Source organism: Geobacillus sp. LEMMY01, assembly GCF_002042905.1.
GTDB classification, from domain to species: domain Bacteria; phylum Bacillota; class Bacilli; order Bacillales; family Anoxybacillaceae; genus Geobacillus; species Geobacillus proteiniphilus.
In genome coordinates, this window is sequence record NZ_MVKA01000073.1 from 1 (window position 1) to 3,105 (window position 3,105).

Consider the following 3,105-nt stretch of genomic DNA (forward strand, 5'->3'; position numbering starts at 1 on the left):
MCCACAACTTATTTAGTCTAGCCAAAAGGCAGACAGGTTATACGAGATGCCTAAAATCGGGCACCTCTGCTTTCCTATTGCCTTTTTTGGCCATTTTCAGTATACCCTCACGGATCAGGAGCGTATACCGCACTCACCAAGTGGTGGGGATTTTCACGGAAAAGTTCCATGAGCAATTTTTGCTCTCCACCCGGGCATGAAAATGACTCATCGGGGCGCATGCATTTTCACGGAAAAAGTTCCATGAGCAATTTTTGCTCTCCACCCGGGCATGAAAATCCCCCTKYTYTTCCSAAAATWATCGAAGAAKCAGGSGSARACGATGWWSAATCAGAGAGCKWTAWRCKWAAWTGGGCTGCTCTGGAAAAAGTCGTCGGCACTCCAAAACGGCTTCGGCGTTTAGCCAATGATATCGTATCACATTTCAACCAAGTCGCCAATCCGTTTCAAAAGGCGATGATTGTTTGTATGAGCCGACGCATTGCGGTGGATTTGTATAATTATCTAAGAGAGATTCCAGAATGCCCTCCTGTTGAAGTGATTATGACAGGGGATGTATCAAAGGATCCTAAAGAGTGGCGCGAAGTCCAGCCGGGAAGCAAATATGCGCATATTAAATCGAAAAAAGAACAAGAAGAAGTGAAAGCCAAACTTCGTGACCCAGAAGATCCTTTGAAATTTGTCATTGTCGTCGATATGTGGCTGACAGGAATGGACGCAAAACCGCTTTCTTACCTTTATGTCGATAAGCCAATGAGGGGACACAACCTGATGCAGGCCATTGCCCGTGTAAACCGTGTGTTTCCGGGAAAAGAAGGCGGAGTCGTCGTTGATTATATTGGAATTGCTACTTTACTGAAAGAAGCAACTCATAAATATACGCAAAGCGGCGGAACGGGAAGTCCTACTTATGATATTTCCGAAGCCGTTACTATTTTCATGGATCATCTGAAGGCAGTAAGAGGATTTATTCCAAGCGAGATTGATGTGCAAAACTGGCGGGCAAAACCAAAGATAGAGCGCGAAGACTTCATTGCAGATCTTGTTAACATTCTGTTAAACCGAGATCCCGAGGAATATATCCAAGCAGCCGCCAAACTAGAAAAATCGTATCAGTTGGTGAAGCATCAGTCGGAAGTGATTGAACTGGCAGATGAGGTCATGCTCTATTTCATGATGAAAGCACAACTTCGCAAACATTTGCGGCCACCAATTGAAAAACCGAGTGGAAATAAAACATTAGAAGAGCGATTATCAGAACTCATTGATAACAGTCTGTTAGCAAAAGAAACCGTTGACATTTTCCAAATAGCAGGAATTGAACGCCCAGATATCAGCATATTGGACGATGCATTCTTGGCAGATTTAACAAAAAAAGAGCATGTAGACTTGCGCTTAAAGTTACTGAAAAAACTTTTAGAGGACCAAATCAAAGTGACATTTAGCCAAGGAAGCCCACAGTCAAAGGCGTTAAGCGAACTTCTAGAGAAAACGTTAAGGGATTATCATAATCGTGTTATTCAGGCTGCCGATGTGGTCAGGGTTATGATTAACATGCGCAAAGAAATGGAAGAAGAAATACGCAAGCGACACGACTTGGGGCTGTCAGAGGAAGAAATTGAATTTTACAAAGCGATCACGGCTATGGGGCAGGAAGCGTTCTCAAACGAGTTTCTTGCTAGTTTAATCCATAAGGTGGTCAAAGCCTTAAAGAAACAATTAGCTGTAGACTGGACAAGTCCTCACCGCCGCGATGTCTACGCTAAAGTGAAATTAGCCGTCAAGCAAGTGCTCATGAAAGAGAAAATTACGGGACAACAATTGCAGTTCTTAACAAATAAGTTCATGGAGCAAGCGGAACGGCAATATAAAAACTGGCCGATGAATGCGTGATCATGCAATAAATGGTCTATTTGATGAATGGGGCCTAAAAGTTATGCAGTCGGCTAGTACAGGTGTAGATTTCACTATAAGCAAGCATTACGATTTTTTACAACCTTTTTCGTTCTAGCATCGAGCTTTTGAAAGCCAGTTCTGTTGGGAAAATTTTTATTTGTTTTAGTCGCCTCTCGTTTTCTTATGTGTCAGGGGAACTGAGGGGCGATTGATTGACCTGGCCATTGTTCAGAACAGGTGCATGAGCATATAAATTCTGTAACTAAACCGCTATTTTAGTATAAAATAGGGATGTAAGTTACTGTCTATAAATATTAGGAGTGTATACCAATGAATGAGGCCAAATATTCTGTCCTGCTATTTTTGTCTGATATTCAGCAAGTACGAGCAAGTGAACTTCGGCAATATATCCAAAGCGGCCGCAAGGTGTATTTGCTTACGTTTGACGATCCGGAAGAACTATTAGAGGATCCGATTTTGCATGAAGCGCATAAGAAAGAATTGCTCCAAGTTTCCGTTGTTCGCTATGCACCAGAATGGGAACAAGCATGGGCAGTGATTGAAGATGGCAAAGTCAATGACTCTCAATTATTGGATTATCTTGATCAAAACAGCGCTTTTAATAAAGGGCAGTATGAACTCGAACATGCCTATGACCGCGGGCATTATATTGTGAAGGCAGGAGCAGGCACGGGAAAAACGACGACGATGATCAACCGGATCATGTTTCTCAAGCATATGCAAGGGGATCTCGATTTACGTTCGGTTGTCATGATCACGTTCACGAACGAAGCTGCTGCCAATATGCGTTCGAAGTGTATCTATTCAGCCCAGTACTAGCGAGATTTTCAGAATCCAGCACCAATAGGGCATTCCCAGTATCGAAAATGCCCTAGGAGGAATGGAGAATCGTTTGAAGAGGCTCTCCGCTTAGAAGTCTTTGCAACGATTCCCACACCGGCTTTCCGTGTTTTTGCAGGGTGGAAACGACGCTGCGGATGACACAGAAAGCCTCGGCATCGTCTTCCTGACGAAACGTTCCAGAGATTTTTTGTTTGACTTTCACCATCCGTAAATCGCGTTCGGCTTGGTTATTGTCAAACGGCACTTCTTTCTTTCGCAGGAAGAGAAGCGCTTCTTGCTTGCGCTTTTCTAGGCGCCGGATGAAATTTTCCGMTTTGCGGACACCTAGATGGCTGCCTTGTCGGC

Annotated in this window: 3 protein-coding genes; 2 read left to right on the forward strand and 1 reads right to left on the reverse strand. The window is 43.6% G+C overall.

Annotated elements, in window-relative coordinates:
* Positions 1-468 precede the first annotated feature (468 nt).
* Together B1A75_RS19125 and B1A75_RS19130 are read left to right on the forward strand one after the other, a co-directional pair.
* On the forward strand, positions 469-1,893 hold the full coding sequence (locus B1A75_RS19125; protein ID WP_254866673.1) for a type I restriction enzyme endonuclease domain-containing protein: 1,425 nt from the start codon (positions 469-471) through the stop codon (positions 1,891-1,893).
* Between the two features lie 333 nt (positions 1,894-2,226).
* Positions 2,227-2,736 (forward strand): UvrD-helicase domain-containing protein, encoded by a 510-nt coding sequence (locus tag B1A75_RS19130; protein WP_254866674.1) that lies wholly within the window; start codon positions 2,227-2,229, stop codon positions 2,734-2,736.
* Between the two features lie 52 nt (positions 2,737-2,788).
* Here the strand turns inward: B1A75_RS19130 and B1A75_RS19135 are convergent.
* Positions 2,789-3,105: IS66 family transposase (locus tag B1A75_RS19135; RefSeq protein WP_139761782.1), on the reverse strand; the 317-nt coding region annotated here is incomplete at its 5' end.